Below are 25,530 nucleotides of genomic sequence, written 5' to 3'. Positions count from 1 at the left end.
CCGCGGTGATGGCGCTGCTGGCCGAGCAGGCCGCCGCCGGCCAGGCGGTGATGATGTGCCTGCACGATCTCAACCTGGCGGCGCGCTGGTGCGACCGCCTGCTGCTGCTCTACCCGGACGGTGAGGCGTGCTGGGGGCCGCGGGACAGCATGCTCGAGCCCGCGGCCCTGGAGCGCCTCTATGGCCAGCGCCTGGCCACTGCCGAGGTCGACGGCGCCCCCGTCTTCGTTCCTGTGAGGTGATATGACGACCACGATTCGCGGCGAGTGCCACGCCGCCCTGATCAGCGCCCCCGGTTCCGGCCAGGGCAAGTCGATGGTGACCGCCGCCCTGGCGCGGCTGCATCGCAATGCCGGGCGCAAGGTCCGCGTCTTCAAGCACGGCCCGGACTACCTGGACCCCATGGTGCAGGAGGTGGCCTCGGGCGCGCCGGTGTACCAGCTCCACCCCTGGATGACCGGCGAGGCCGAGTGCCGCTGGCGCCTGGCCGAGGCCGCCCGGGAGGCCGACCTGATCCTCGTCGAGGGCTCCATGGGGCTCTTCGACGGCGACCCCTCCAGCGCCGACCTGGCGATACTGGCCGGGCTGCCGGCGCTGCCGGTGATCGACGCCTGGGGCATGGCCCAGACCTTCGGCGCCGTGGCCCAGGGCCTGGCCAACTATCACCCGGACCTGGCGATTTTCGAGGTGATCGCCAACCGGGTCGGTAGCCCCGGCCACGGCCGGCTGCTGGCCGAGAGCATGCCGGCGGGACTGTCGCTGCTCGGCGCCATTCCGCGCAGCGAGGCGATGGCGATTCCCGACCGCCACCTGGGCCTGGTGCAGGCCACCGAGCTTGCGGGGCTCGACCGCCAGTTGGACGCCGCCGCCGAGGTGCTCGAGGCGGCGGGCCTCGACCGGCTACCGGCGCGGATCACCCTGGAGGCCGAGGCACCCGAGCCGCCGGCGCGCCTGCTAGACGGCCGGCGCATCGCCGTTGCCCGCGACGACGCCTTCGCCTTCCTCTATCGCGCCAACCTCGACCTGCTCGAGGCCATGGGCGCCGAGCTTAGCTACTTCTCGCCGCTGGCCGATGAGGCGCTTCCCGCCTGCGATGCCCTCTGGCTGCCGGGCGGCTACCCGGAGTTGCATGCGGCGAGGCTTGCCGCCAACGCACCGATGCGCTCGGCGATCCGCGCCCATCACGCCGCCGGCGGGCCGATACTGGCCGAGTGCGGGGGGCTGATGGCCTGCGTGGAGACCCTGGTGGATGGCGAGGGGCAGGCCCATGAGATGCTGGGCCTGCTGCCCGGCACCGCGCGCATGGCCGGCAAGCTCACCGCCCTGGGGCTGCAGGGCCTGCATGCCGACCTGGGTGAGCTGCGTGGCCATACCTACCACCACTCCCGGCTGGAAACCGCCGCCGAGCCGCTGTGCCGGACTCGCAAGCTGGCCGGCAGCGAGGCCGAGCCGGTCTACCGCCAGGGGGCGCTGGTGGCGAGCTACTTCCACGGCTACTTCCCCTCGGCGCCCAGGCTGACGGCAGCGATCTTCCGCGGCCAGCGCTTTTCCCCCCTGGACCCCTGACGACCCGACAACGACACGCGGAGAGATGGCATGCGAGACAACGCCAAGACCCCGGAGCGCCACGCCCAGCGCATGGCCGCCAAGCAGAAGATCATGCAGGAGCGCATCGAGCGCGCCGACAAGGAGCAGGGCGTGCTGCTGGTGCTCACCGGCCCCGGCAAGGGCAAGAGCAGCTCCGGCTTCGGCATGCTGGCCCGGGCCCTGGGCCACGGCATGCGGGTCGGGGTGGTGCAGTTCATCAAGGGCCGGCGAGAGACCGGCGAGGAGGCCTTTTTCCGCCGGCAGCCGGGCGTGGACTACCACGTGATGGGGGAGGGCTTCACCTGGGATACCCAGGACCGCGAACGCGACATCCAGGCCGCCGAGGCGGCCTGGGAGGTGGCCCGGGGCATGCTGACCGACCCGCAGTTCGATCTGGTGCTGCTCGACGAGCTCAATATCGCCCTGCGCTATGAGTATCTCGACCTGGACCGGGTGCTGGATGACCTCCAGGCGCGTCCCGCCATGCAGCACGCGGTGGTCACCGGCCGCTACGCGCCCCGCGAGCTGATTGAGCTGGCCGACACCGTCACCGAGATGAAGGTCGTGAAGCACGCCTTCAAGGAGCAGGGTGTCAAAGCCCAAAAAGGCATCGAACTCTAACCCCATGGCGACATTGATGATCCAGGGCACCACCTCGGACGCCGGCAAGAGCACGGTGGTGGCGGGGCTGTGCCGGGTGCTGGCGCGGCGCGGGGTGTCGGTGGCGCCGTTCAAGCCGCAGAACATGGCGCTCAACAGCGCCGTCACCGTGGATGGCGGCGAGATCGGCCGCTCCACGGCGCTGCAGGCGCTGGCGGCGGGCGTCGAGCCCCACAGCGATATGAACCCGGTGCTGCTCAAGCCCGAGAGCGACCGCGGCGCCCAGGTAATCCTGCGCGGGCGGGTCCATGGCCATATGGACGCCCTGGACTATCACGCCTACAAGCGCACCGCCCGTCAGAGCATGCTGGCGGCCTGGGAGGCGCTCTCGGCACGCTTCGACGTGATCATCGCCGAGGGGGCCGGCAGCCCGGCGGAGATCAACCTGCGGGCCAACGATATCGCCAACATGGGCTTCGCCGAGGCGGTGGACTGCCCGGTGCTGCTGGTGGGCGATATCGACCGGGGCGGGGTCTTCGCCCAGCTGGTGGGCACGCTCGCGCTGCTCAGCGAGAGCGAGCGCTCACGCACCCGCGGCTTTATCATCAACCGCTTCCGGGGTGATCTGGCGCTGCTCGAGCCGGGACTCGACTGGCTGGAGGCCGACACCGGCAAGCCGGTGCTGGGCACCCTGCCGTACCTGCAGGGCCTGCTGCTGGACGCCGAGGACAGCGTCGGGCTGACCGGCGTGGAGAACGCCGAGTCGGCGCTGCGGGTGGTGGTGCCGGCGCTGCCGCGGATCAGCAACCATAACGACTTCGATCCCCTGCGGCTGCACCCGGGTGTCGAGCTTCTGTTCGTCGGCCCTGATCGCCCCATCCCGCCCGCCGATCTGGTCATATTGCCGGGCAGCAAGAGCACCCGGGCCGACCTCGCCTGGCTGCGTGCCCAGGGCTGGGAATCGGCCATCCGGCGGCATCTACGCTATGGCGGCGGGGTGCTCGGCATCTGCGGCGGCCTGCAGATGCTCGGCACGGCGATTCACGACCCCGAGGGGCTGGAGGGGCCGGCCGGCTCGAGCCCGGGGCTCGGCCTGCTCGAGATGGAAACCCGCATGGTGGCCGGCAAGCAGCTGCGCAACGTGAGCGGGCGCTTGCTCCCCGAGACGGTGCCGCTGCACGGCTACGAGATCCACAACGGGGTCAGCGAGGGGCCGGCCCTGGCGCGGCCGTTCTGCGAGCTGGCGGGACGCCCGGACGGGGCGGTGAGCGAGGATGGCCAGGTGATGGGCACCTATCTGCACGGCCTGTTCGACCGGCCGGAGGCCTGCGCGGCGCTGCTGGCCCGCTGCGGGCTCAGCGGCGAGGCGGCGGTGGACTACGGCGCGCATCGACAGCGCCAGCTCGACCGGCTGGCCGATAGCCTGGAGGCGCATCTGGATATCTCGCATATTCTGACGCTGCTCGGGCGGTGAGCGGCCCTCGCTGTGAGCTTGCTCTCTGTGCTTGGCTCTCTATCCGCACGCGGCCTCTCTGTGAATGGCCCTGCTACTGGTTGCTGGAGAAGGGAGCCTGCGGCGACTTTCGGCTTATCCTTTCGTAGTGAATGACGCTGATTTCCGATCTTGGTTGCCGTCCGTCTGGCGGGACGCAACGTACAGGGCGTCTGATTTACGTTGACGTAAACGTCTTCGATTTAACCGCTTTTCTGTCGACAATGTTGGCGATTTCCCCACTTTTTTCCACTGGAAGCCCGCGGTTGTCGCTATGGGTGTCGGCGTGTGTCGACAACTTGGCGGGCGCTAGTGCCAAGTCGCCTTTGCCCAAGGTCGAATGTTCGCTGTCACGGTGCCCGCGTACAACCTCTCCACGACCATGCCAACAACAACAACAGACCAAGGATCGCCCATGAATAAACAGAACCGTTGAGGTATCGACGTGCTGCTCAAACGTGACTATGGCCAGGAACAACCCTACTGGCCGCTGGGACCCTTCAAGGTCCGCCTGCCCTTCATCCACTTCCCCTGGGCCATTCCCGAAACCATCCAAGCCATGGTGATGTTCGTCATCTCCCTGGGCATGATTCCGCTGCTCGAGCAGTACCTGGGCGTGCCCTATGAGGTGGGCCTGGCCTTCGTGGTGGTCTGCGGCATCGGCTTTATTTTGCCGCCGCTGCTGGGGATTCCCTTCATTGCCGGCTGGATCACCCCGGCGATTCCGGTGGTGCTGCTGTTCATCGGCGAGTACGAGCCCGGCCCGGAGGCGATTCGTGCCATGGTCGCGCTGCAGCTGATGGTCACGGCGATCTTCCTGTTCATGGCGGTGACCCGGCTGGGTACCAAGCTGGTCAACAACGTGCCGGCGTCGATCAAGGCGGGCATCCTGCTGGGCGCCGGCATCGCCGCCATCAGCGGCGAGATCGTCGAGGGCGGCCGGCTCTACAATACCCCGATCTCGCTGGGCATCGGCGGCCTGATCACCCTCTATGTGCTGTTTTCGCTGTCGTTTCGCGACCTGGCCGAGAAGTATCGCTGGGCGCGCAATATCGTTGCCTTTGGCATGGTACCGGGCATGCTGATCACCATGGCCATCGGCTGGGGCGTCGGCGAGTACCCGATGCCCGAGGTGGAGTGGGGCATTGCCATGCCGGACTTCGCCGGGATCTGGGCCTATCTGCCGTTCACTATCGGCGCACCCGGCATCCACCTGATGGTGGCGGCGATTCCCACGGCGATCATCGCCTATATCATCGCCTTCGGCGATATTGTCGTCGGCCAGACGCTGATCAAGCGCGTCGACCACCTGCGTCCCGACGAGAAGATCGAGGTGGATGTTGACCGCGTGCACCTGATCACCGGCCTGCGTAACCTGATGCACTCGCTGCTGGCCCCCTACCCGGGCCTGGCCGGGCCGCTGTTCACCGGCGGCATGGCGACCGTGACCGAACGCTATCGCTATGGGCGCAAGGCCATGGACACCATCTATTCGGGGACCGGGGTGTTCTGGATCGTGGGCTTCCTGGCGCTGTTCCTGCTGCCACTGGTGACCTTCTTCCGCCCGGTGCTGCCGATCGCGCTCTCCATCACCCTGCTGATCACCGGCTATCTGTGCATCGCGGTGGCGGTGGAGCAGATCAAGAACGCCACCGCCATGGGTGTCGCCGGGATTATGGGCGTGGTGTTGGCCACCCACGGTGCCGCCTGGGGCCTGGGCATCGGCCTGATCCTCTACTTCCTGATCGAGCATCGCGCCCGCGGCGCCCGTGAACTCGAGGAAGAGGAGCCGATTCATGTCGAGGACGACATGATGGTGGAGGAGAGCCCGGAGGAGGGCGACCTGGCGGCGGAGGAGGGGCTCGAACCGCAGCCCGCGCCGCGTAGCTGATCGCCGCCCTGTTGGGCACTCTGGCGGGCCGCTCCTTCGGGGCGGCCCGCTTTGCCATGGGCGGCCTCTTTCTGGTGATCAGACGCACCCGGTGATCAGCCGGACCCGGCGATCAGTTAGGCAGGTGGTTGGCGAAGCGCTCGGGGTCGTCGCTGATCACGCTGTCGACCCCCCAGCCCCAGCGCGGTGCGAAGGCGGTCGGGTCGTTGGCGGTATAGCAGAGCAGACGATACTCGTCGGCAATCGCCTGCGCTTGGGCCTTCTTGAGCCGGGTCCAGTCGCAGTGCACGCTGAAGGCGTTCAGCGCCTCGCAGCGCTGCCGCCAGCTGCGCGGGATCCCTTCGAAGAGCACGCCCAGGGCCAGGCGCTCGGCAGGGGCAAGGTCGCGGGCGAGGGCGAGGGCGTTGCCATCGAACGAGGAGAGAATCAGGCGCTGGGCCGGCAGCGTCTCGAGCAGTGTCGGCACGACGCACTCCACCAGGGCCGCCGCGCTGCGTCCCCGGTTGACCTTGAGCTCGAGATTCAGCCCCATGTCGAGCGCCTCGATCAGCGCCAACATCTCTTGCAGGGTGGCCATGCGCTCGCCGCGAAAGGCATCGCCGAACCAGGCGCCGACATCCAGCCGGCGGGCCCGGGGGAGGTCGAGGTCGACCAGCTTGCCGCGGCTGTCCGAGCAGCGCTTGAGCGTGGCGTCGTGCCAGATCACCGGGGTGCCGTCACCGAGCAGCTGCACGTCGAGCTCCACCCAGTCGCAGCCGGCCCGATGGGCGGCGCGCACCGCGGCAAGGGTATTCTCCGGGGCATGGGCGGACAGGCCGCGATGGGCGATCAGGCGGGGCAGGACGATGGCGGGATGGGGGCTGGGCATACGGAACTCGCGTCGCGGGTGGTAACGAAGGTCGCGTAGAAACGCCGCTGACGGCGGGCGTCTCGTGCCAGGGCGGCGGGCCGAAATGACAGCATAGCGAGTCCGGCAGCCCGAGGCACGGGCGAACGGGCCGGGGGTTATGCTAATCTTGCGCGTTTTCGATGATGCGACGAGGCAAGCTATGCGGGTGACGACCCCGGAACACGGCGCGCAGCGCGATGCCTGGCTGGCACGGCTGTGTGCCGATATCTATGGTAGGGAGGCCGGGCTCTCGCCGCTGGTCACCTTCAGCGGGACTCGGCAGGTGCTCTTCGCCCAGGAAGCGGCCAGGCTTTGGGCGCTGGTGGATGACCAGGGGCGCCCCGGTGCCCTGGCCCTGCTGGTGCTCGACGAGTCCGGCCAGGGGATGAGCCTGTGGCTGAGCGCCTCGCCCGGCGGTGATCGGGAGAGCCTGCGGCGGCTGGTGCGTGAGCTGGCGCTCAAGGCGCCGCTGCGGGTCGAGGCCGTCGATCAGCAGGCGGAGGACTTCTACCGTCGCTGCGGCATCAATCGCTGGTTCGCCGCCCCCGGCGGGCGCCGCCTCGGTGTGGCCAAGGGGCATCCGGCGCAGGCGGTGGGTGAGCTGGCCGAACCGATGCGCTTCGACGAGGCGGCCATCCTGCGCCGCTTCAAGCACGATGCGCGCTTCTTCGAAGACGAGAAACAGCGCTTCGTGACGGCGCTGGCGGCCTTTCCCGGCTGAGCCGCCGGGGGGCTGGCGCCACGGCCTTGACCGCAGGGGGCAAAGGGCGGTTGGATAGCGCGATCCCCCCAATCACAAGGATTCGACGACATGGCCAAGCGCATCCAGTTTGCCCGCACCGGTGGCTCGGAGGTTCTCGAACTCGTCGAGGTGACGCCGACGTCACCCGGCCCCGGTGAGGTTCGCGTCAAGAACCGGGCGGTGGGGCTCAATTTCATCGATATCTACTTCCGCACCGGCCTCTACCCGGCGCCATCGCTGCCCTCCGGGCTTGGCACCGAGGGGGCCGGCGTGGTCGATGCCGTGGGTGAAGGGGTGACCCGGCTCAAGGTCGGCGATCGTGTCGCCTACGCCCAGGGCCCCCTGGGCGCCTATGCCGAGCTTCACACCCTGCCCGCCGACAAGGTCGTGGTCCTTCCCGAGGCGATCGACTTCGAGACCGCGGCCGGCTGCATGCTCAAGGGCCTCACCGTGCAGTACCTGATGCGCCAGACCCATGAGCTCAAGGGCGGCGAGACCATTCTCTGGCACGCTGCGGCGGGCGGGGTCGGTTCCATCGCCTGCCAGTGGGCCAGGGCGCTGGGCGTGAAGCTGATCGGCACCGTCAGCTCGCCCGAGAAGGCCGCGCTGGCCGAGAAGAACGGCGCCTGGGCGACCATCGACTACACCAAGGAGGACGTGGTCGAGCGGGTGCGCGAGCTGACCAACGGCGAAATGTGCGACGTGGTCTACGACTCGGTGGGCAAGGATACCTGGGAGACCTCGCTGGACTGCCTCAAGCCGCGCTCGCTGATGGTCAGCTTCGGCAACGCCTCCGGGCCGGTGGAGGGCGTCAACATCGGCATCCTCAACCAGAAGGGCTCGCTGTTCGTCACCCGCCCGAGCCTCAACGGCTATGCCGACACCCCCGAGCGGCTACAGTGGATGGCCAATGAGCTCTTCGCCATGCTCGAGAGCGGCAAGGTCAAGATTGATGTCGCCAACCGCTATCCCCTGAGCGATGCCGGCAAGGCCCAGGACGCCCTCCAGGGCCGCCAGACCACCGGCTCCACCGTCCTGCTGCCCTAGGCACTTCGGGCAGGGACGAGGGGCGAGGAGCGCAGCTTTCATGCGGCATCGCTCAGGGCTGATCCGGCGGCAGGCCGGCGAGGAGGCGCTGTAAACCCCTCCCTGGGCGCTACATCCTTCATCCCTGAAGGATGACCTCCTCTTTGGCCTACCCCCGGCGCCCTTCGCTATCAGTCAGCCGATGGCAAGCCGCGAGGGGGGCTCTCAGCTTGCCCCTCGCCCCTCGCCCCTCGCCCCTCAGGAATTTTCCACGTACGCGCCCATCTGGCGCATCCGCGACTCGAAGCTCGCCACGTTGTCCACCAGCGCGTCGGGGCCAAAGGCCACGCACTCCGCCAGCAGCACCTCGATCAGGGTGATCGCCGAGAGAATCGAGGGGAAGAAGTGCGGCGTGGCGTTGGCCACGGTGAAGGTGATGGTCGAGCCCGGCACCAGCGGCGAGCGCAGGGTGTCGGTCACCACGATGGGGCTGATGCCGCTGGCCCGGGCGATCTCCAGCGCGCGCATGGTTTCGGCACAGTAGGGTTCGAAGCCGAAGGCCACCACCACGTCGCCTTCCCCGAAGGTGGAGAGCTCGGTCAAGAGTCCCCCCTCCTGGCCGCGGATCAGCTGGATATTGGGCATCGCGATGCGCCCCACGTAGGCGAAGTGGTAGGCACAGGCGAAGGTGTCGCGAAATCCCACCACGGCGATCTTGTCGGCGCCGAGCAGCAGCTTGGCGGCATCGCGGACCCGGGTCTGATTGTCGGCGGTGAACAGCCTGCCGATGTTGTCGAAGGCGGCATCCCCCACGTCGAGAAACACCTGGTCGTCGGTCTGGCTGGCCAGGCTGCGTAGCTGGTTGGCGCGGCCGGAGAGCTCCACCGGCCCGGCCTGCACCGCCGACTGGAACACCTCGCGAAACTGATCGAAGCTCTCGAAGCCCAGCCGCTTGGCCAGGCGCACCAGGGTGGAGGCGGTGACCTGGGCGGCGGCCGCCGACTTGCGAATCGACTGAAAGGCGATCTCGACGGGATGCTCCAGTACGTAGCCGGCGGCGAGCTTGAGCTGCGGGCTGAGCTCGGGATAGGCCTCGGCCAGCTGCTGATTGACGGCATCCAGCCCCGTGGGCGGGGGCGTCTCGCCGCTTGGCGTGTCGTCACTGCGCGGTTGGTCATCCAGCACGGCGCTCTCCTGCAGGCGGTGGCATCACCACGTCGATGGCTTGGGGTGTAACGCGGCGACATTGTAACGCAAGCGACGGTCGGATAAATGACACAATCGTTTCCTAATGCAATGGGATATGACACGCTCGTGTTGACGGCGTCACCGGGCTTGGCTAGGATGTTCGTCAGAACAGGCGTGTCACTGTGTTGAGGATAATGGCACGTTTGTTTCCTGGCGGGGAACGTCTCCCCGGGCGTTATAGAGCCTGCGCCTGACCGTTACCCTTCGACTTCGCAAGTGTCTGAAAGAGTGTCTGATCCGTCCATGAGCCAAGCCAGTCCCGAGACCCTGATCATCGCCCGCCACGGCCCGGTGATGGAGATTCGCTTCAACCGCCCGCAGCGTCTCAATGCGGTGGTGGAAACCCTGTATACCGAGCTGCTGGCGGCGCTGGCCGATGCCGAGGCAGACGTCGATGTACGCGCGGTGATCCTCACCGGTGAGGGGCGCGCCTTCTGCGTCGGCGCGGACATGAAGGAGCACGGCGGTGCCAAGCGCAGCCTGTTCCAGCGCCGTCAGTACCTGCAGCTGGGCAACGATGTCTGCGAGGCGATCCTGCGGCTGGATAAGCCGGTCATCGCCGCGGTCAACGGCTATGCCCTGGGCGCCGGCGCCGAGATGGCGGTCGCCTGCGACTTCATCGTGATGGCCGACGAGGCCCAGATCGGCTTCCCCGAGACCAGTATCGGCACCTGCGTCGGGGGCGGTGTCTCCAAGCTGCTGCCGCAGCTGGTGGGGCTCAACAAGGCCCGTGAGCTGCTCTTCACCGGGCGGCGCATCGACGGTGGGGAAGCGGCGCGCATCGGTCTTGCCACCTCGAGCTGGCCGGTGGAATCGCTGATGCCAGAAGCCCACCGGCTGGCCGAGGAGTTGGGCAAGCAGGCGCCGATCTCCATCGCCATGCTCAAGCGGCTGGTCAATCAGGGCAGCGATACCGGGCTCGAGAGCCAGTTGCAGCAGGAGCTGGACGCGGTGTTCACCTGCTCGACCACCGCCGACTGGCAGGAAGGCGTGGATGCCTTTGCCGAGAAGCGCCCCCCCCGTTTTCGCGGCGAGTGATCCTGGCCGCTACACGATACCCGCCCGGCCAGTGGCCGGGTCTTTGACCCCCTTCAAGCGACCCCAGAGGTCAAGGTCAGCAAGCACATGAATCCCATCGAAGGACACCTCCCGACCCGTAGCCCGCTGCACGACATCCTGGCGCCCGGCGGCATCGCCGTGATCGGCGCCTCGAGTGACCCCACCAAGCGGGGCTACAAGGCCATGGTCGGGCTGATCAAGGATGGCTACCGGGGCGACATCTACCCGGTCAACCCCAAGGCGGACATGATCCTGGGGGTCAAGGCGTGGCCCTCGGTCACCGCCATCCCCGGCAATCCGGAGTTGGCGCTGATCTGCACCCCGGCGGCCTCGGTGCCGGGGCTGATCGCCGAGTGCGGGCGACGCGGCATCAAGGGGGCGGTGATACTCGCCAGCGGCTTTGCCGAGATCGGCGGGGAGGGCGCCGAGCTCGAGCGCGAGATGATGGACAAGGCCCGCGCCCACGGCGTGCGCATCATCGGCCCCAATACCTCGGGCATCTTCAACCTGCACCATCAGATCAACCTGCTGGCGCTGGACAACGTCAAGCCCGGCGGCGTGGGGATCATCTCCCAGTCCGGCAACATGCTGCTGTCGCTGGCGCTGGAGGCCCAGCACAACGGCCATGTGGGGTTCAGCACCTACGTGGGGCCGGGCAACCAGAGCGATATCGGCTTCAACGACTACCTGCGCTACCTGGGCGAGGACGAGAATACCCGGGTCGCCACCCTCTACGTGGAGGGCTTTCGTGACGGGCGACGCTTCCTGGAGGTGGCCCGCGAGGTGACCGCCATGAAGCCGGTGGTGGTCTACAAGTCGGGCTCCACCGAAGCCGGCCAGAAGGCGGCCAGCTCCCACACCGGGGCGCTCGCCGGCAGCTACGCCATGACCGTGGACCTGCTCAAGCAGGCGGGGGTCAGCGTGGTGCAGCACTCCGACGAGATCCTGCCGGTGGCCGAGGGCCTTGGTCTGCTGCAGAAGGCCCGCGGCAAGCGCGTGGCGGTGATCTCCGACGGCGGCGGCCAGGCCACCATCGCTTCCGACCGCCTGGCCGAGGCGGGCCTGGAACTGGCCGAGCTCGCCGAGACGACCCGCCAGAAGCTGCGTGACGTGCTCTTTCCGCAGGCCTCCACCGTCAACCCGGTGGACGTGGCCGGCTCCACCGACGCCAATCCGTCGCTGCTGGCCACCTGCATGGAGATCGTCGCCGCCGACGACAACGTCGACAGCGTCTTCCTGGTGGGCATGTTCGGCGGCTACAGCATCCGCTTCGCCGAGTCGCTGCTGGGCGACGAGATGCGCGGCGCCGAGGCGATGGTGGATCTCTCGCGCGCGACCACCAAGCCGCTGGTGGTCTACAGTCTCTATACGCCGATCAAGCCGCCGGCGCTGCGCCGCCTCCACGAGGCCGGCCTGCCCATCTACGCCTCCATCGAGCATGCGGTGCGCGTGCTCTCGGCGCTGGGTGAGCGCGGCCAGTACCTGGCGCAGAGCGAGCGCCAGAGCCGCGAGCGCAGCGTCGAGCCGCTGCCTGAGCTCTCCGCCATCTTCCAGCGTGCCCAGGGCGAGGGCCGCGACCTCTTCGAGTACGAGGCCAAGCAGCTGCTGCGCGACCACGGCATCGAGGTGCCGCTCGAACTGGTGGTCCGCGATGAGGCGGAGCTCGCGTCCGCGGCGGCGCGGTTTTCAGGAGAGAGCGGCGATACGCCGCTGGCCATGAAGGTGGTCTCCAAGGATATCCTCCACAAATCCGATGCCGGCGGCGTGAAGCTGAATGTCACCGGCGAGGCGGCCATGCGCGAGGCCCGCGAGGCGATCCTTGCGTCGTGCCTCGCCTACGATGCCAGCGCCGAGATCGAGGGCGTGCTGGTCGCGCCCATGGCGAAGAAGGGGGTGGAGGTGATCCTCGGGGTGATCCGCGACCCGATCTTCGGCCCGGTGCTGATGTTCGGCCTGGGGGGCATCTTCGTGGAGATCCTCGAGGACGTGGCCTTCCGCGCCATTCCGCTGTCCAGGCGTGACGCCGAGGAGATGGTCGAGCAGATCAAGGCCAAGCGGATCCTCGGTGGCGTGCGCGGCGAGCAGGCGGTGGACAAGGCGGCGCTGGTCGACCTGTTGCTCAAGGTGTCGCGCATCGTCGAGGCCTACCCGGCGCTCGCCGAGCTCGACCTCAATCCGGTGATCGTCAACGCCGACGGCTATGCCGTGGTGGATGCCCGGGTTATCGTGGAAAGAAAGCAGGAAGCCAACGCATGAACCAGACCTCGACACAACCGACTCTGCCCCCGCTGAACGACGCCCGCCTGACCCTGGAAGGGCGGGTGGCGACCCTGACCCTGGATCGACACGACGTGCGCAACGCCTTGACCGGCACTGCCCTGGTGGACGATATCGTCACTGTCGCCGAGTGGGTCAACGCCTGCGAGGACGTCTCGGTGCTGGTGATCACCGGCGAAGGCAGCGCCTTCTCCGCCGGCGGCAACGTCAAGGACATGGCCAACCGCGGCGGCGACTTCGCCGGCGACGTGGCCGAGGTCTCGGCGCGCTATCGGCGCGGCATCCAGCGCATCCCGCTGGCACTGGCGGCGGTGGAGGTGCCGATCATCGCCGCGGTCAACGGGCCTGCCATCGGCGCCGGCTTCGACCTGGCCAACATGGCCGATATCCGCATCGCCTCCTCGAAGGCCAAGTTCGGCGAGACCTTCCTCAACCTGGGGATCATTCCCGGCGACGGCGGCGCCTGGTTCATGCAGCGCCTGATCGGCTACCAGCGCGCCTTCGAGCTGACCCTCACCGGCCGGGTGATCGACGCCGAGGAGGCGAAGGCCTACGGCATCGTGCTCGAGGTGACCGAACCCAAGGCGCTGATGGCGCGCGTCGGCGAACTGGCCGGGCACATCGCCGCCCAGCCGCCCAAGGCCACGCGTCTCACCAAGCGGCTGATGAAGATGGCGCAGCGCACCGAGCTCAAGGACTTCCTCGACCTCTGCGCGGTCTTCCAGGGCATGTGCCATAACGAACCCGAGCACCTGGATGCCGTCAATGCCATGCTGGAGAAGATGGCGAAGTAGATCAGGTCGGGTCTCCTCATTAGTGCTGATGCTCTGAGCGAGGGGCGCCGGGGATAAGCCGTAGGGGAGGTCCTACGCCATGGAAGGCGTCGGTAGCGCCCAGGGAAGGGTTTACAGCGCCTCCCTGAAGGCTTGTCCCCGGATTAGCCTCGAGCGGTGGAGAAAATACTTGTCGCCAGGGCCCCTGCCTGGCGATGCTGGGGCCATGTTCTCACACGGAGGTGAACCGATGGCCGACAGCACCCTGGTCTTTATCGTGCTGGGCGCAACGCTCGCCGCCTTCGTCTGGGGGCGCTTTCGCTACGACCTGGTAGCGCTCGCCGCGCTGCTGGGGTCGGTGGTGCTGGGCCTGGTGCCGGGGGAGGAGGCCTTTTTCGGCTTCGGCCATCCGGCGGTGATCACCGTGGCCGCAGTGCTGGTGCTCAGCCGAGGCTTCGAACGCTCCGGGGTGGTGGACGTGATCGCCGCACAGGTGCTCAGGGTGGGTGAACGGCTCTTCCTGCAGCTGGCCGCGCTGACCGGCACCGTGGTGGTGCTTTCCGGCTTCATGAACAACGTCGGCGCGCTCGCGCTGCTGCTGCCGGTGGCCATGCGCCTGGCTCGTGAGCACGATACCTCGCCGTCGCTGCTGCTGATGCCGCTGGCCTTCGGCTCGCTGCTCGGCGGGCTCACCACGCTGATCGGCACCCCGCCCAACATCATCATTGCCAGCTACCGGGGCTCGGTGACCGGCGACAACTTCGGGATGTTCTCTTTCACCCCGGTTGGCGTTGCGGTTGCCCTCGTGGGGTTGGTCTTCATCCTGCTGCTGGGTTGGCGTCTGACCCCCAAGCGGGCGGGCAAGGCCTCCACCGAGGCGATGTTCGATACCGCCAACTACCTGGTGGAGCTGCGCGTCGGCGAGGAGTCGAAGGCCAACGGCCTGAGCCTGCGCGAGCTGCAGCAGGAACTGGAGGAGACCGTCCCGGTGCTGGCGGTGGTGCGCGACGAGAAGCGCCGCGCCGGTCACGCCTTCTTCGGCACCCTCCGAGAGGGCGATATCCTGCTGATGGAGGCCGGCCCCGAGGAGATGAAGCTGCTCGAGGACAAGGTGGGCCTGCGTCTGGGCAAGGACGTGGACGACGAAGAGAAGGAGGCCGCCGAGGAAGCGAAAGCCGATGCGGGCGGGGAGGCAGAGCAGAGCGGCGACAAGCAACACCGCGAGCGGCAGGACGAGGAGCAAGAGAAGGGCAAGGATAGGAAAGAGAAGAAGGAGAAGAAGGAGAAGAAGGAGAAGAAGGAGAAGAAGGAGAAGAAGGAGAGCAAGAACGGCGTCGACACCGAGGGGCTACAGCTAGTGGAGGCGGTGGTGCGCAACGACTCCATGATGGTCAACCGCACCGTGACCCAGCTGCGCCTGCACAACCAGTTCGGCCTGCACCTGGTGGCGGTGGCCCGGGACGGCGGCCGCCTCAAGCAGCGCCTGCGCGAGATCCGTTTCCGTCCCGGGGATGTGCTGCTGCTGCAGGGCGGCGAGAGCGAGCTGTCCGAAAGCCTGGCGACGCTTGGCTGCCTGCCCCTGGCCAGCCGCAACCTGACGCTTGGCCAGCCGCGCCTGCTGCTGGTGTCGCTGGGCATCTTTGCGGTGGCGATCCTGGCGATCCTGCTGGGACTGCTGCCGGCGGCGGTGGCGCTATCCACGGCGGCGCTGATCTCCCTGCTGGCGGGGGTGCTGCCGCTGCGCGACGGCTATCAGGCCATCGACGGCCCGGTAATCGTGCTGCTCGGCGCCATGATCCCGGTGGGCCAGGCGCTGGAGACCAGCGGTGGGGCGGCGCTGATCGCCGAGGCCCTACTCGCCTGGGGCACCGAATGGCCGGTGGTCGTGACGCTGGTCGGCCTCTTCGTACTGTCGATGGTGCTTTCCAATATCGTCAATAACGCCGCGGCGGCGCTGCTAATGGCGCCCATCGCGGCGAGCCTGGCGCGTGGTTTCGACGCCTCGGTGGACCCCTTCCTGATGGCGGTGGCGGTGAGCGCCTCCTGCGCCTTTCTCACCCCCATCGGCCACCAGTCCAATACCCTGGTGATGGGCCCCGGCGGCTACCGCTTCAGCGACTACTGGCGAATGGGTCTGCCGCTCTCTCTGGTGGTGCTGGTGGTGGCCATTCCCATGATCCTGCTGTTCTGGCCGCTTTAGGGGCGAGGTTCGAGGGGCGTGGTCAGGAAGGAATGGTGCGGATAGTTGCTGTTCTGGAATGGCCCCAGGTGTCTAGGTGGGAGCTGCATGCCCCGGCACATGGCCGGGGCATGGGGGCTGGCTCGAGGGAGGTGCGCATCAGGCGGCGTTGTGGCGTAGCACCTTGGCCTTGTCGATGACGAAGGCGTCGTACTCGAAGTCGTCCACCGTCAGCAGCTCCAGTACCTCTGCCTCGCGCTTGCGCATGAAGGTGGCGTCGTCTTCCGAGATCACCCCTTTCTCCAGCGCGGCTTCCACCCGCTGCTCCGGGTGCAGGGCCTGGGCCGGAATCTCGCCCTTGGCATAGGCCTTGTTGACCGTCCGGTAGAGGTGCTCGGCGCGTTCCTGGGTGGCCAGCAGGGCATTGTAGTGGGCCAGCGGGTTGTCCTCGACGCCGTCGTTGGTGTCCCAGGTATTGCGCAGCAGTTTCTTGCGCAGGGCGGTGTCGTGGGAGACCGCCTGGGCGATGGTGCGGGCCAGGTCGTCATGGGGGCGCTTGAAGCGCTTGCCCCGTGGCATGACCGCCAGGCGCAGCGCCCGGGCCAGCGCCCGATTGGGCAGGTTGTCGAACAGCTCGTCCAGGGCTTGCTCGGCGCGGCCCAGCAGCAGCTGGCAGGCGTAGTGGAAGAGCGCCGCCTCGTCCTTGACTTTATCGCCCTCGTGCCAGGCCTTGATCACCATGGAGGCGAGGTAGAGATTGGAGAGCACGTCGCCGAGGCGCGCCGAGAGCATCTCGCGCTGCTTGAGGGTGGAGCCGAGGCTCGCCATGGCGGCGTCGGCGCACAGGCCGAAGCCGGCGGAGAGGCGCGCGATCTCCTGGGCGTAGCGCTTCGCCTCGCCGTCGAAGGGCACGGCGGGTTTGCCGATGCCCAGCCCCTGGGTGAAGGCGCGGGCGGCGTTGCCGAAGACCAGGCCGGCGTGGCCGAACACCGCCTTGTCGAACGCCTGGAGGTCATCGGCGTCCTTGGCGGCCAGCTCCTCGAGCACGTAGGGATGGCAGCGGATCGCACCCTGGCCGAAGATCATCAGGTTGCGGGTCATGATGTTGGCGCCTTCCACGGTGATCGCCACCGGGTTGGCGCTGTAGCCGATGCCCAGGTAGTTGCGCGGCCCGAGGGTTACCGCCTTGCCGCCGTGGATATCCATGGCGTCGCTGAGGATCTGGCGCTGGAACTCGGTGAGCTGGCTCTTGAGGATCGCCGAGGGCACCGACGGCTTCTCGCCGCGGTCGATGGTGTTGGCGGTCTGGTAGACCGCCGCCTGGGCGATGTAGCCCAGCGCCGTCATGCGCGCCAGCGGCTCCTGTACGCCTTCCATCTCGGCCACCGGCAGGTTGAACTGGCGGCGGATCCGGGCGAAACCGCCGCTCCAGCCGATGGCATAGCGGGCGGTGCCGGTGGCGCCAGAGGGCAGGGTGATACAGCGGCCGATGGAGAGGCATTCCACCAGCATCCGCCAGCCCTGGCCGATCATCTCGGTGCCGCCGATGATGGTGTCCAGGGGAACGAAGACGTCCTTGCCCTTGATCGGGCCGTTGAGGAAGGGGCTGCCGATGGGGTGGTGGCGGCGGCCGATCTCCATGCCGGCGGTGTCGCGGGGCACCAGCGCCAGGGTGATGCCGCGGTCCTCCTCCTCGCCCAGCAGTTTCTCCGGGTCGAAGAGACGGAAGGCGAGGCCCACCACGGTGGCGATGGGGGCCAGGGTGATCCAGCGCTTCTCGAAGTTGAGGCGCAGGCCGAGCACTTCCTTGCCGTCGATGACCTGCTTGCACACCACGCCGGTGTCGGGGATGGCGGTGGCGTCAGAACCGGCGCGGGGGCCGGTGAGGCCGAAGCAGGGGATCTCGCGGCCGTCGGCCAGGCGCGGCAGATAGTGGTCCTTCTGCTCGTCGGTGCCGTACTTGAGCAGCAGCTCGCCCGGGCCCAATGAGTTGGGCACGCCCACGGTGACCATCAGGGTCTCGCTGATCGAGAGCTTCTGCAGCACCAGCGACTGCGCCTTGGCGGAGAAGCCCAGGCCGCCGTACGCCTTCGGGATGATCATGCCGAAGTAGCGTTCCCGCTTGAGGTGGTCCCAGAGCGCCTGGGGCAGGTCGGCGTGCTCCTTGGCGATGTCCCAGGCGTTGCACATCCCGGTGGCGACGCTGCACTGGTTGTCGATGAAGGCACGCTCCTCCTCGCTGAGACCGTCGTCCCGGTAGTCGAGCAGCGCCTGCCAGTTGGGCTTGCCGGTGAACAGCTCGCCGTCCCAGGCCACGCTGCCGGCTTCCAGCGCGGTGCGCTCGGTATCCGACACCTTGGGCGAGACTTTCTTGAACAGGGCGAACAGACGCGGGGTGAGCCACTTGCCGCGCAGTGCCGGCAGGCCGGCGGCGGCGATGACACCGGCGCCGAGCAGCAGCAGCACGCCGAGGATCGGTGAGCCCAGCAGCAGGCCAGCCAGGCCCAGCGCGGCCAGTAGCGCCAGGGCGGGGAGGGCGCCGGCTTCACGGCGGAGCAGCGCCAGCAGGCCAGTCGCGGTCAGCAGGAGCAGAATCAGGGTGAGCATGCCTCGTCTCCGTTTGAGGGATTGCGTTTAGAACGGTTGTTTGAAACTCTCAGGCTAGCCCATCTGGCAGTGGCTGACCACCCCTTTTATGGAGCCGGCAGCAACGACGACGCCCCGCACTGGGCGGGGCGTTGGGGGGATGGGGGGGGGAGCAGGCCTGCCCGCTTTAGTCGAGCCGGCGCAGGGGCTCACCTCTGGCCGGGGTGTCGGCGGCCACGTAATAGGGGGCGTCGCTCCTTGGCAGCGGCTCGCGGCCGCGGATCCGGTCGGCGATTTTCTCGGCCAGCATGATGGTCGGCGCGTTGAGGTTGCCGGTGGGAATCAGCGGGAACAGCGAGGCGTCCACCACCCGCAGCCCCTCCAGGCCATGGACCCGGCCGGCGCCATCCACCACTGCGTCGTCCCCCTCGCCCATGCGGCAGCTGCCACAGGGGTGGTAGGCGGTCTCGGCATGTGCTTTGACGAAGGCGTCCAGCTCGGCGTCGGAGCGTACATCCGGCCCCGGGGATATCTCCCGGCCGCGGTAGGCGTCGAAGGCGGGCTGGGCGATGATCTCCCGGGTCAGCCGGATGGCGTCGCGAAACTCCTGCCAGTCCTTGTCGGTGGACATGTAGTTGAACAGGATGCTCGGCGCCGCCTCCGGGTCCCGGGAGGTGAGGCGAATGCGCCCGCGGCTCTCGGAGCGCATGGAACCCACGTGAGCCTGGAAGCCGTGGGCCTGCACCGCGCTCTTGCCGTTGTAGCTGATGGCGATGGGCAGAAAGTGGTACTGCAGGTTGGGCCAGGGCTCCTGGTCGCTGGTACGGATGAAGCCCGCCGCCTCGAACTGGTTGCTGGCGCCGATGCCGGTGCCGAGAAAGAGCCACTCGGCGCCGATCTTCGGCTGATTGTACCACTTCAGCGCCGGGTAGAGCGAAATCGGACGGCTGCACTCGTACTGGATATACATCTCCAGGTGGTCCTGGAGGTGGGCGCCGACGTTGTCGTTGACGTGTACGGCCTCGATGCCGAACTCCTCGAGCACCTCACGCGGGCCCACGCCGGAGCGCTGCAGGATCTGCGGCGAGGCGATGGCGCCGGCGCACAGCAGCACCTCGCGGCGGGCGCGCACCCGCTGGGCCTGACCGCGGCGCAGATAGCGTACGCCCACCGCACGCCTGCCCTTGAATTCGATGACGTCGGTGGTGGCCCGGGTCTCGATGGTGAGGTTGGGGCGCTGCTTGGCGGTGTCCAGGTAGCCCCGAGCGGTGGAGGCGCGGCGGCCCTTGGGCGTGACGAAGCGGTCCATGGGGCCGAAGCCCTCCTGCTGGTAGCCGTTGACGTCCTCGGTTTCCGGGTAGCCCGCCTGCTTGCCCGCCTCGATGAAGACGCGATAGAGCGGGTTGTTCCCAGGCTTCGGGGTCGTCACGCTGACCGGGCCGTCGCCGCCGTGGTAGGCGTTGGCGCCGATATCGCGGCTCTCGGCCTTCTTGAAGTAGGGCAGACAGTCGGCGTAGCTCCAGTCCCCGAGGCCCGGTTGCTTGGCCCAGTGGTCGTAGTCCAGGGGGTTGCCACGGATATAGCACATGCCGTTGATCAGCGAGGAGCCGCCCAGCCCCTTGCCGCGGCCGCACTCCATCCGCCGGCCGTCCATATGCGGCTCCGGGTCGGTCTCGAAGGCCCAGTTGTAGCGCTTGCCCTGCAGCGGGTAGGCCAGCGCCGCCGGCATCTGGATGCGGAAGTCGAAGCGGTGGTCGGGGCCGCCGGCCTCGAGCAGCAGCACCTGGACCTCCGGGTCCTCGGTGAGCCGGGCGGCGAGCACGTTGCCGGCGGAGCCGGCGCCGATGATGACGTAGTCGAATTCACGGATCTGGGACATGGTGTCTCTCGAGGCAACATCAGTACGGGGCTGTTCCGGCGGCAGGCCTTCGCGAGGGCGCTGTGAACCCATCCCTGGGTGCTACCGATGCCATCCCTGGCATAGGACCCTCGCTACGACCTGCCCCCGGCGCCCCTTGCAGGTGGGGTAGGCGGCGATGGAGGTGACGGAAGGCTTAGAACACCGACTCGAAGGGCCCCATCTCTACCTGCACCGACTTGGTCTGGGTGTAGTGGGCCAGCGTCTCCAGGCCGTTCTCGCGGCCCACGCCGGACTGCTTGTAGCCGCCCACCGGCATCTCGGCGGGGGACTCGCCCCAGGTGTTGATCCAGCAAATGCCGGCTTCCATCCGGTGGATCACCCGATGGGCGCGATTCAGACTCTCGGTGAAGACGCCGGCGGCCAGGCCGTAGTGGGTGTCGTTGGCGCGTGCGATGACCTCCTCCTCGTCGTCGAAGGCGAGAATCGCCATCACCGGGCCGAAGATCTCCTCGCGTACGATGCGCATCTTGTCGCCGCAGTCGGTGAACACCGTGGGGGCCGCCCAGGCGCCCTTGGCGAAGCCGTCGCTGTCCCAGGCCTCGCCGCCGGCCAGCACCCGGGCCCCTTCCTGCTTGCCCAGGGCGATATAGTCGAGCACCTTGGCCTGGTGGGCGAAGCTCACCAGGGGACCGAAGTTGACGCTGGGGTCGAGCGGATCGCCGGCGCGGATGCGGGCCACCCGCTCGGCGATCCGGCTCTCGAAGGCGTCCTTCACCGAACGCTCCACGAAGACCCGGGTGCCGTTGGTGCAGATCTGTCCGCTGGAGTAGAAATTGGCCATCATGGCTGCATCGGCGGCGCGATCCAGGTCGGCATCGGCAAACACGATCAGCGGCGACTTGCCGCCCAGCTCCATGGTGACGTCCTTGAGGGTGGAACCGCCGGCGGCGGCCATCACCTTCTTGCCGGTGCCCACCTCGCCGGTGAACGAGATCTTGTCGATCGCCGGGTGTTCGGTGAGCATCGCGCCCACGCGGCCGTCGCCGTGGACGACGTTGAAGACCCCGTCGGGCAGGCCGGCTTCGGTGAAGATCTCGGCCAGCTTCATGGCGGTCAGCGGGGTCACCTCGCTGGGCTTGAAGACCACGGCATTACCGGCGGCCAGCGCCGGGGCGGCCTTCCAGCAGGCGATCTGGATCGGATAGTTCCAGGCGCCGATGGCGCCGATCACGCCCAGAGGCTCGCGGCGGGTGTAGACGAAGGAGGCGTCTCGCAGCGGGATCTGGGCGCCCTCGAGGGCGGGCGCCAGGCCGGCGTAGTACTCGATGACGTCGGCACCGGTGACGATGTCCACCGCGGCGGTTTCGCTGATCGGCTTGCCGGTGTTGCGGCTCTCCAGCTCGGCCAGCTCATCGTTGCGCTCTCTCAGCAGCGCCGCGGCGCGCAGCAGGATACGCCCACGCTGCATGCCGGTCATGGCCGCCCAGACCTTCTGGCCGGCCCGGGCAGCCGCCACGGCACGTTCCATGTCGATGGCCGATGCCTGCTGTACCTCGGCCAGGAGGCTGCCGTCGAAGGGGTTCACGACATCGAATGTCTCGCCGGAGCTTGCCTCCACCCGGCGGCCGTCGATATAGAGGAACTGTGGGTCGAGCGTTGCCATGGGGATCTCCTGTCAGGATTCGGAAAGTGGTTCGTAGGCGGCCAGCAGCTGGTCGAGGTAGTCGTGGGCCAGGCGCCGTGCGCGGTCGGCCGCCAGCCCCTCGGGCGTCAGCGCGCCGCGCAGCCAGAGGCCGTCGATCATCGCTGCCAGGCCGCGGGCGGCGTGACGAGCCTCTTCCCTGGGCATCAGGCGGCGGAACTGGTGGCTGAGGTTGGCGTAGAGGCGCCTGTCATTGACGCGCTGCAGGCGGGCCAATCGCGGCGTGTGCATGCTGCTGGCCCAGAAGGCCAGCCAGGTCTTGGCGACCGGCCCGGTGACCTGGCTGTGGTCGAAGTTGCCGTCGATGATGGCGCCGAGGTGGGCGCGTGGCGATCCGTTGGCCAGGGCGCGACGCCGCGCGGCCACGGCGTCGCCGAGATCGGTGAGGATCTGGCGCATGGTGGCCTCCAGCAGGCCGTCCTTGCCGCCGAAGTAGTGGCTGATGATGCCGGCCGAGACGCCGGCGTGTCGCGCGATTCGTGCCACCGTGGCATCGGCCAGGCCGACCTCGTCGATGGCGGCCATGGTGGCCTGAATCAGCTGCTGGCGGCGAATCGGTTCCATTCCAACCTTGGGCACCGGGAAGACTCCTTTGCATGCTTGGCCGTTGCCGGCGATACCGGATTGGGACAAGAGTGCCATTTTTTTATTGAACGTTCAATCAATAAAAAGACATCGCCGTCATTCGCTTGCCAGTGGCGCGCCCCTCGGGCATAATCCTGCCCGGTCGACGGCAAGGACGTTCATGCCCCGCCTCGATAAAGGCTACGTAGCTCAGCTGGTTAGAGCACATCACTCATAATGATGGGGTCCCCTGTTCGAATCAGGGCGTAGCCACCAGAACAGCAGCAAGGCGCCCACTCGGTCTCACCGGGTGGGCGCCTTGCGTTGTGGCGGTGCGGTGGGAAGGGCCCGGAGTGCCCCCGCACGCTCAATGGGCGTTGGCACTTGACCTTGGCGGCGCGTTACGTATACTACGCCCCGTGTTCGCGGTCGTTCCCCGATAGCTCAGTTGGTAGAGCAAATGACTGTTAATCATTGGGTCGCAGGTTCGAGTCCTGCTCGGGGAGCCAAACGACACGGCATGTGGATACGCGATGCCATTCCTCGATAGCTCAGTTGGTAGAGCAAGTGACTGTTAATCACTGGGTCGCAGGTTCGAGTCCTGCTCGAGGAGCCATCGGCATGCCCCGCCAGGCATCCGCTTATCAGCGTCTAGTTTCTAGCGCAGCGTAGTTCCCGGATAGCTCAGTTGGTAGAGCAAGTGACTGTTAATCACTGGGTCGCAGGTTCGAGTCCTGCTCCGGGAGCCATCTCCTTGTAGTTTGTAGTGTGCTTTTCCCCTTCTGTTACCCTCCGAGCGCGATCCGACTGTCTGGATCGGCGTTGGCTGCTGCGTGTTTGCCGCACGCTGGCGCCGGCCCTGCGGTGGCGAGGGCCGGCGGTGGCAAGAGAGGTCAGCGGCGGGAGGCGAGGCGCTGCTGGCTGAGCTCGGCGTAGTCGGCGAGGATCTCGGCGGCCTCGATGACCTGTACCCGTTCGATGGGCTCGTCCTCCTCGGCATCCTCACTGCGGGCATCGACCCACTCGTCCAGCAGCTCGAGGCCAAGTGCCTCGCGCCGCTGGTTCTCCAGGGCCAGCTGTTCGGCTTCCTGCTGCTTGGCCTCCCGCTGGCGCTGCTCGCGGTCGAGGCTGACGCTGGTATGTTCCTCGCGCAGTTGGCGGGCCAGGTCGGCGCGGCGCTCCAGGTAGACAAAGTTGGGGCGGGTGTCGGCCCGCTCGCGGTGGCGCGAGCGCAGGGTCTCCATGTATTCCCACGGCTCGCCGTAGTGGCGGTACTGGACCTCCTGGACGGTGTCCCACTCCAGGGCGTTGTCCAGGCTACTCTCGCCGATCCGCTCGGGATCCACCAGGTTGGGGAAGAGGATGTCCGGCTCGACCCCGCGATGCTGGGTGCTGTCGCCGGAGATGCGATAGAACTTGGCGCGGGTCAGTTTGATCTGGCCGTGGCTAAGATCGCTCAGGGTCTGCACGGTGCCCTTGCCGAAGGTGGCGTTGCCCAGCACCAGACCGCGGCCGTAGTCCTGGATGGCGCCGGCGAAGATCTCCGAGGCGGAGGCCGACAGCCGGTTGACCAGCACCGCCAGGGGGCCGTCGTAGAGTGTGCCGGTCTCGGTATCGCCGTACAGGCTGATGCGGCCGCGGGCATCCCGCACCTGGACGGTGGGGCCGCGATCGATGAACAGGCCGATCAGCGAGTTGGCCTCCTGCAGGGCGCCGCCGCCGTTATTGCGCAGGTCGAGCATGATGCCGTCGACGCCCTCTTCCTTGAGCTGCTCCACCTGCCGGGCGACGTCGCGGGTGGTGCTGCGAAACTCCTCCTCGCCGGCCTGCCAGGCATCGAAGTCCACATAGAAGGTGGGGATGGTGATCATCCCGATGCGCTTGGTCCCCTCGCTGCGTTCGATCTCGATGACCTCGCTACGCGCGGCCTGCTCTTCCAGGTCAACGGTGTCGCGGGTGATCTCGACCTCCCGGGAGCGGGTCATGTCGACGGCTTCGGCCGGCACCACGTCGAGACGAACCGTGGAGCCCTTGGGGCCGCGGATCAGCTCGACCACCTCGTCCAGACGCATGCCCACCACGTTGACCATGTCGCCCTCTTCCTGGCCGACGCCGACGATGCGATCGGCGGGCTCCAGAACGCCGGCGCGATCCGCCGGGCCGCCGGGCACCAGGCTGACGACCTTCACGTATTCGCCATCCGTGCGCAGCATGGCGCCGATACCCTCCAGCGACAGGCGCATCTGAATGTCGAAGGATTCGCCCTGACGCGGGGAGAGGTACTCGGTATGGGGGTCGATGCTGCCGGTGACCGCCGCCATGAACAGGCCGAACACGTCCTCGCCGTTGGTTTGCCGCAGGCGGGTGAGCTGGCCCTCGTAGCGCTGGCGCAGGTTGGCTTCGATCTGCTCGCTGTCCTGGCCGCTGATGTCCAGGGTCAGGGCGGCGTTCTTCAGCCGCTTGTGCCACAGCTCGTCCAGATCCCTCTCGCTGCTGGCCCAGGGGCTGTCCTTGCGGTCGAGTTCGAGACGCTTCTGGTTGTCGTAGTCGAAGTCCAGACCCGCATCGAGCCGCTCCAGCAGCCAGGTGTAGCGGGCTTCGGCGCGCTCGTGATAGCGCCGGTAAAGCTCGTAGACCGGCTCCAGGTCGCCATCGAGGAGGATGTCGTCGAGGCGAGTCTCCAGGTGGCGATAGGCCTCCACGTCGCGGTCGAGCAGGAAGGCACGCTGGCCGTCGAGTACGTCCAGGTAGCGCTCGAAGACGATCTTCGACCACGTGTCATCCAGGCTGACGTCGGCGTAGTGGCCATAGCGCAGGGACTCGGCGACTTCCGCCGCGACTTGGCGCTGGGCTTCGCTGGGTTGAATCTGCGCCAGGGCCAGGGTGCTGGTCAGCATCAGCAGTACCAGCAGCAGGACTGAGCGCCGAAATACGGCTAACAGGCTCATCAATGAAGCACTCCCGGTTTCGTGTACACTTCCTTCCCTAGACACGCGCAAGGCTGGCGAGTTGCGAAGGCCGATTGCGCATTGTAGCAGCTGTCACGTTATCCAC

17 protein-coding genes, 4 tRNA genes and 1 pseudogene are annotated in these 25,530 nt (G+C 67.6%); 15 read left to right on the top strand and 7 right to left on the bottom strand.

Annotated features, from left to right (window positions below; all coding sequences use genetic code 11):
• The 5 genes and pseudogenes from HOP52_RS01950 to HOP52_RS01930 all read left to right on the top strand — a co-directional run.
• A pseudogene (locus tag HOP52_RS01950) lies at positions 1-242 on the top strand (ABC transporter ATP-binding protein); the annotation flags it as partial.
• A gap of 1 nt (position 243) precedes the next feature.
• The gene (locus HOP52_RS01945; protein ID WP_238975393.1) at positions 244-1,566 is read left to right on the top strand and encodes a cobyrinic acid a,c-diamide synthase CobB; all 1,323 of its coding nucleotides are present in this window, start codon (positions 244-246) and stop codon (positions 1,564-1,566) included.
• Between the two features lie 30 nt (positions 1,567-1,596).
• Positions 1,597-2,208: a cob(I)yrinic acid a,c-diamide adenosyltransferase gene (gene cobO / locus HOP52_RS01940; protein WP_238975391.1), complete on the top strand. Its 612-nt coding sequence runs from the start codon at positions 1,597-1,599 to the stop codon at positions 2,206-2,208.
• 4 nt (positions 2,209-2,212) lie between these two features.
• Positions 2,213-3,661 (top strand): cobyric acid synthase, encoded by a 1,449-nt coding sequence (locus tag HOP52_RS01935; RefSeq protein ID WP_238975389.1) that lies wholly within the window; start codon positions 2,213-2,215, stop codon positions 3,659-3,661.
• Positions 3,662-4,124: 463 nt separating this feature from the next.
• Positions 4,125-5,570 carry a xanthine/uracil/vitamin C permease gene (locus HOP52_RS01930; protein WP_238975387.1) on the top strand — a complete coding sequence of 482 codons (1,446 nt, stop codon included), beginning with the start codon at positions 4,125-4,127 and terminating at the stop codon, positions 5,568-5,570.
• A 112-nt stretch (positions 5,571-5,682) separates the two neighbouring features.
• Here the strand turns inward: HOP52_RS01930 and HOP52_RS01925 are convergent, their stop codons facing one another.
• Positions 5,683-6,438 carry a glycerophosphoryl diester phosphodiesterase gene (locus HOP52_RS01925; RefSeq protein ID WP_238975385.1) on the bottom strand — a complete coding sequence of 252 codons (756 nt, stop codon included), beginning with the start codon at positions 6,436-6,438 and terminating at the stop codon, positions 5,683-5,685.
• Positions 6,439-6,619: 181 nt separating this feature from the next.
• Here HOP52_RS01925 and HOP52_RS01920 point away from each other — a divergent pair, with 181 nt between their 5' ends.
• The gene (locus HOP52_RS01920) at positions 6,620-7,180 is read left to right on the top strand and encodes a hypothetical protein (RefSeq protein ID WP_238975383.1); all 561 of its coding nucleotides are present in this window, start codon (positions 6,620-6,622) and stop codon (positions 7,178-7,180) included.
• Between the two features lie 90 nt (positions 7,181-7,270).
• A complete protein-coding gene (locus HOP52_RS01915) occupies positions 7,271-8,248 on the top strand; it encodes an NADPH:quinone reductase (protein WP_238975381.1) in 978 nt (325 codons plus the stop codon).
• Positions 8,249-8,485: 237 nt separating this feature from the next.
• Here HOP52_RS01915 and HOP52_RS01910 read toward each other — a convergent pair whose 3' ends face one another.
• On the bottom strand, positions 8,486-9,412 hold the full coding sequence (locus tag HOP52_RS01910) for a MurR/RpiR family transcriptional regulator (RefSeq protein ID WP_238975379.1): 927 nt from the start codon (positions 9,410-9,412) through the stop codon (positions 8,486-8,488).
• A 306-nt stretch (positions 9,413-9,718) separates the two neighbouring features.
• On the opposite strand from HOP52_RS01910, the gene HOP52_RS01905 reads away from it, so the two are divergent.
• From HOP52_RS01905 to HOP52_RS01890, 4 genes are all read left to right on the top strand, one after another.
• A complete protein-coding gene (locus HOP52_RS01905; RefSeq protein WP_238975377.1) occupies positions 9,719-10,513 on the top strand; it encodes an enoyl-CoA hydratase/isomerase family protein in 795 nt (264 codons plus the stop codon).
• Positions 10,514-10,600: 87 nt separating this feature from the next.
• Positions 10,601-12,790, top strand: coding sequence for an acetate--CoA ligase family protein (locus HOP52_RS01900; protein WP_238975375.1), 2,190 nt, complete (start codon positions 10,601-10,603; stop codon positions 12,788-12,790).
• Complete coding sequence (locus tag HOP52_RS01895; RefSeq protein WP_238975373.1) at positions 12,787-13,605, top strand: enoyl-CoA hydratase-related protein; 819 nt, start codon at positions 12,787-12,789, stop codon at positions 13,603-13,605. Before HOP52_RS01900 ends, HOP52_RS01895 begins: the two co-directional genes overlap by 4 nt.
• A gap of 229 nt (positions 13,606-13,834) precedes the next feature.
• Positions 13,835-15,784, top strand: a complete 1,950-nt coding sequence (locus HOP52_RS01890; protein ID WP_238975370.1) for an SLC13 family permease — start codon at positions 13,835-13,837, stop codon at positions 15,782-15,784.
• A gap of 138 nt (positions 15,785-15,922) precedes the next feature.
• Here HOP52_RS01890 and HOP52_RS01885 read toward each other — a convergent pair whose 3' ends face one another.
• The 4 genes from HOP52_RS01885 to betI form a co-directional block, all read right to left on the bottom strand.
• Positions 15,923-18,370 carry an acyl-CoA dehydrogenase gene (locus tag HOP52_RS01885; protein WP_238975368.1) on the bottom strand — a complete coding sequence of 816 codons (2,448 nt, stop codon included), beginning with the start codon at positions 18,368-18,370 and terminating at the stop codon, positions 15,923-15,925.
• Positions 18,371-18,536: 166 nt separating this feature from the next.
• Complete coding sequence (gene betA / locus HOP52_RS01880) at positions 18,537-20,228, bottom strand: choline dehydrogenase (protein ID WP_238975366.1); 1,692 nt, start codon at positions 20,226-20,228, stop codon at positions 18,537-18,539.
• Between the two features lie 175 nt (positions 20,229-20,403).
• Positions 20,404-21,873 (bottom strand): betaine-aldehyde dehydrogenase, encoded by a 1,470-nt coding sequence (gene betB / locus HOP52_RS01875; RefSeq protein ID WP_238975364.1) that lies wholly within the window; start codon positions 21,871-21,873, stop codon positions 20,404-20,406.
• A gap of 12 nt (positions 21,874-21,885) precedes the next feature.
• Positions 21,886-22,491, bottom strand: a complete 606-nt coding sequence (betI, locus tag HOP52_RS01870; RefSeq protein ID WP_238975362.1) for a transcriptional regulator BetI — start codon at positions 22,489-22,491, stop codon at positions 21,886-21,888.
• A gap of 184 nt (positions 22,492-22,675) precedes the next feature.
• On the opposite strand from betI, the gene HOP52_RS01865 reads away from it, so the two are divergent.
• The 4 genes from HOP52_RS01865 to HOP52_RS01850 all read left to right on the top strand — a co-directional run bounded on the left by HOP52_RS01865 (position 22,676) and on the right by HOP52_RS01850 (position 23,225).
• Positions 22,676-22,752 (top strand) — tRNA-Met (locus HOP52_RS01865).
• A 157-nt stretch (positions 22,753-22,909) separates the two neighbouring features.
• Positions 22,910-22,985, top strand: a tRNA-Asn gene (locus HOP52_RS01860).
• 31 nt (positions 22,986-23,016) lie between these two features.
• A tRNA-Asn gene (locus HOP52_RS01855) sits at positions 23,017-23,092 on the top strand.
• A 57-nt stretch (positions 23,093-23,149) separates the two neighbouring features.
• A tRNA-Asn gene (locus HOP52_RS01850) sits at positions 23,150-23,225 on the top strand.
• A gap of 144 nt (positions 23,226-23,369) precedes the next feature.
• Here the strand turns inward: HOP52_RS01850 and HOP52_RS01845 are convergent.
• Positions 23,370-25,424, bottom strand: a complete 2,055-nt coding sequence (locus tag HOP52_RS01845) for a carboxy terminal-processing peptidase (protein ID WP_238975360.1) — start codon at positions 25,422-25,424, stop codon at positions 23,370-23,372.
• Positions 25,425-25,530 lie beyond the last annotated feature (106 nt).

Origin of the sequence: Billgrantia campisalis (genome assembly GCF_022341425.1) — a bacterium.
GTDB lineage: Bacteria > Pseudomonadota > Gammaproteobacteria > Pseudomonadales > Halomonadaceae > Halomonas > Halomonas campisalis.
Note: the sequence above shows the minus strand (reverse complement) of the source record. Positions and strands in the feature narration are given on the sequence as shown.

Excerpts from the sequence above, each read along its gene's own strand:
- HOP52_RS01945 (WP_238975393.1), top strand. The coding sequence starts at position 244 with ATGACGACCACGATTCGCGGCGAGTGCCACGCCGCCCTGATCAGCGCC.
- HOP52_RS01915 (WP_238975381.1), top strand. The coding sequence starts at position 7,271 with ATGGCCAAGCGCATCCAGTTTGCCCGCACCGGTGGCTCGGAGGTTCTC.
- HOP52_RS01890 (WP_238975370.1), top strand. The coding sequence starts at position 13,835 with ATGGCCGACAGCACCCTGGTCTTTATCGTGCTGGGCGCAACGCTCGCC.
- HOP52_RS01895 (WP_238975373.1), top strand. The coding sequence starts at position 12,787 with ATGAACCAGACCTCGACACAACCGACTCTGCCCCCGCTGAACGACGCC.
- cobO (WP_238975391.1), top strand. The coding sequence starts at position 1,597 with ATGCGAGACAACGCCAAGACCCCGGAGCGCCACGCCCAGCGCATGGCC.
- HOP52_RS01885 (WP_238975368.1), bottom strand. The coding sequence starts at position 18,370 with ATGCTCACCCTGATTCTGCTCCTGCTGACCGCGACTGGCCTGCTGGCG.
- HOP52_RS01920 (WP_238975383.1), top strand. The coding sequence starts at position 6,620 with ATGCGGGTGACGACCCCGGAACACGGCGCGCAGCGCGATGCCTGGCTG.
- betA (WP_238975366.1), bottom strand. The coding sequence starts at position 20,228 with ATGTCCCAGATCCGTGAATTCGACTACGTCATCATCGGCGCCGGCTCC.
- HOP52_RS01925 (WP_238975385.1), bottom strand. The coding sequence starts at position 6,438 with ATGCCCAGCCCCCATCCCGCCATCGTCCTGCCCCGCCTGATCGCCCAT.
- HOP52_RS01900 (WP_238975375.1), top strand. The coding sequence starts at position 10,601 with ATGAATCCCATCGAAGGACACCTCCCGACCCGTAGCCCGCTGCACGAC.
- betB (WP_238975364.1), bottom strand. The coding sequence starts at position 21,873 with ATGGCAACGCTCGACCCACAGTTCCTCTATATCGACGGCCGCCGGGTG.
- HOP52_RS01905 (WP_238975377.1), top strand. The coding sequence starts at position 9,719 with ATGAGCCAAGCCAGTCCCGAGACCCTGATCATCGCCCGCCACGGCCCG.
- HOP52_RS01845 (WP_238975360.1), bottom strand. The coding sequence starts at position 25,424 with ATGAGCCTGTTAGCCGTATTTCGGCGCTCAGTCCTGCTGCTGGTACTG.
- HOP52_RS01935 (WP_238975389.1), top strand. The coding sequence starts at position 2,213 with ATGGCGACATTGATGATCCAGGGCACCACCTCGGACGCCGGCAAGAGC.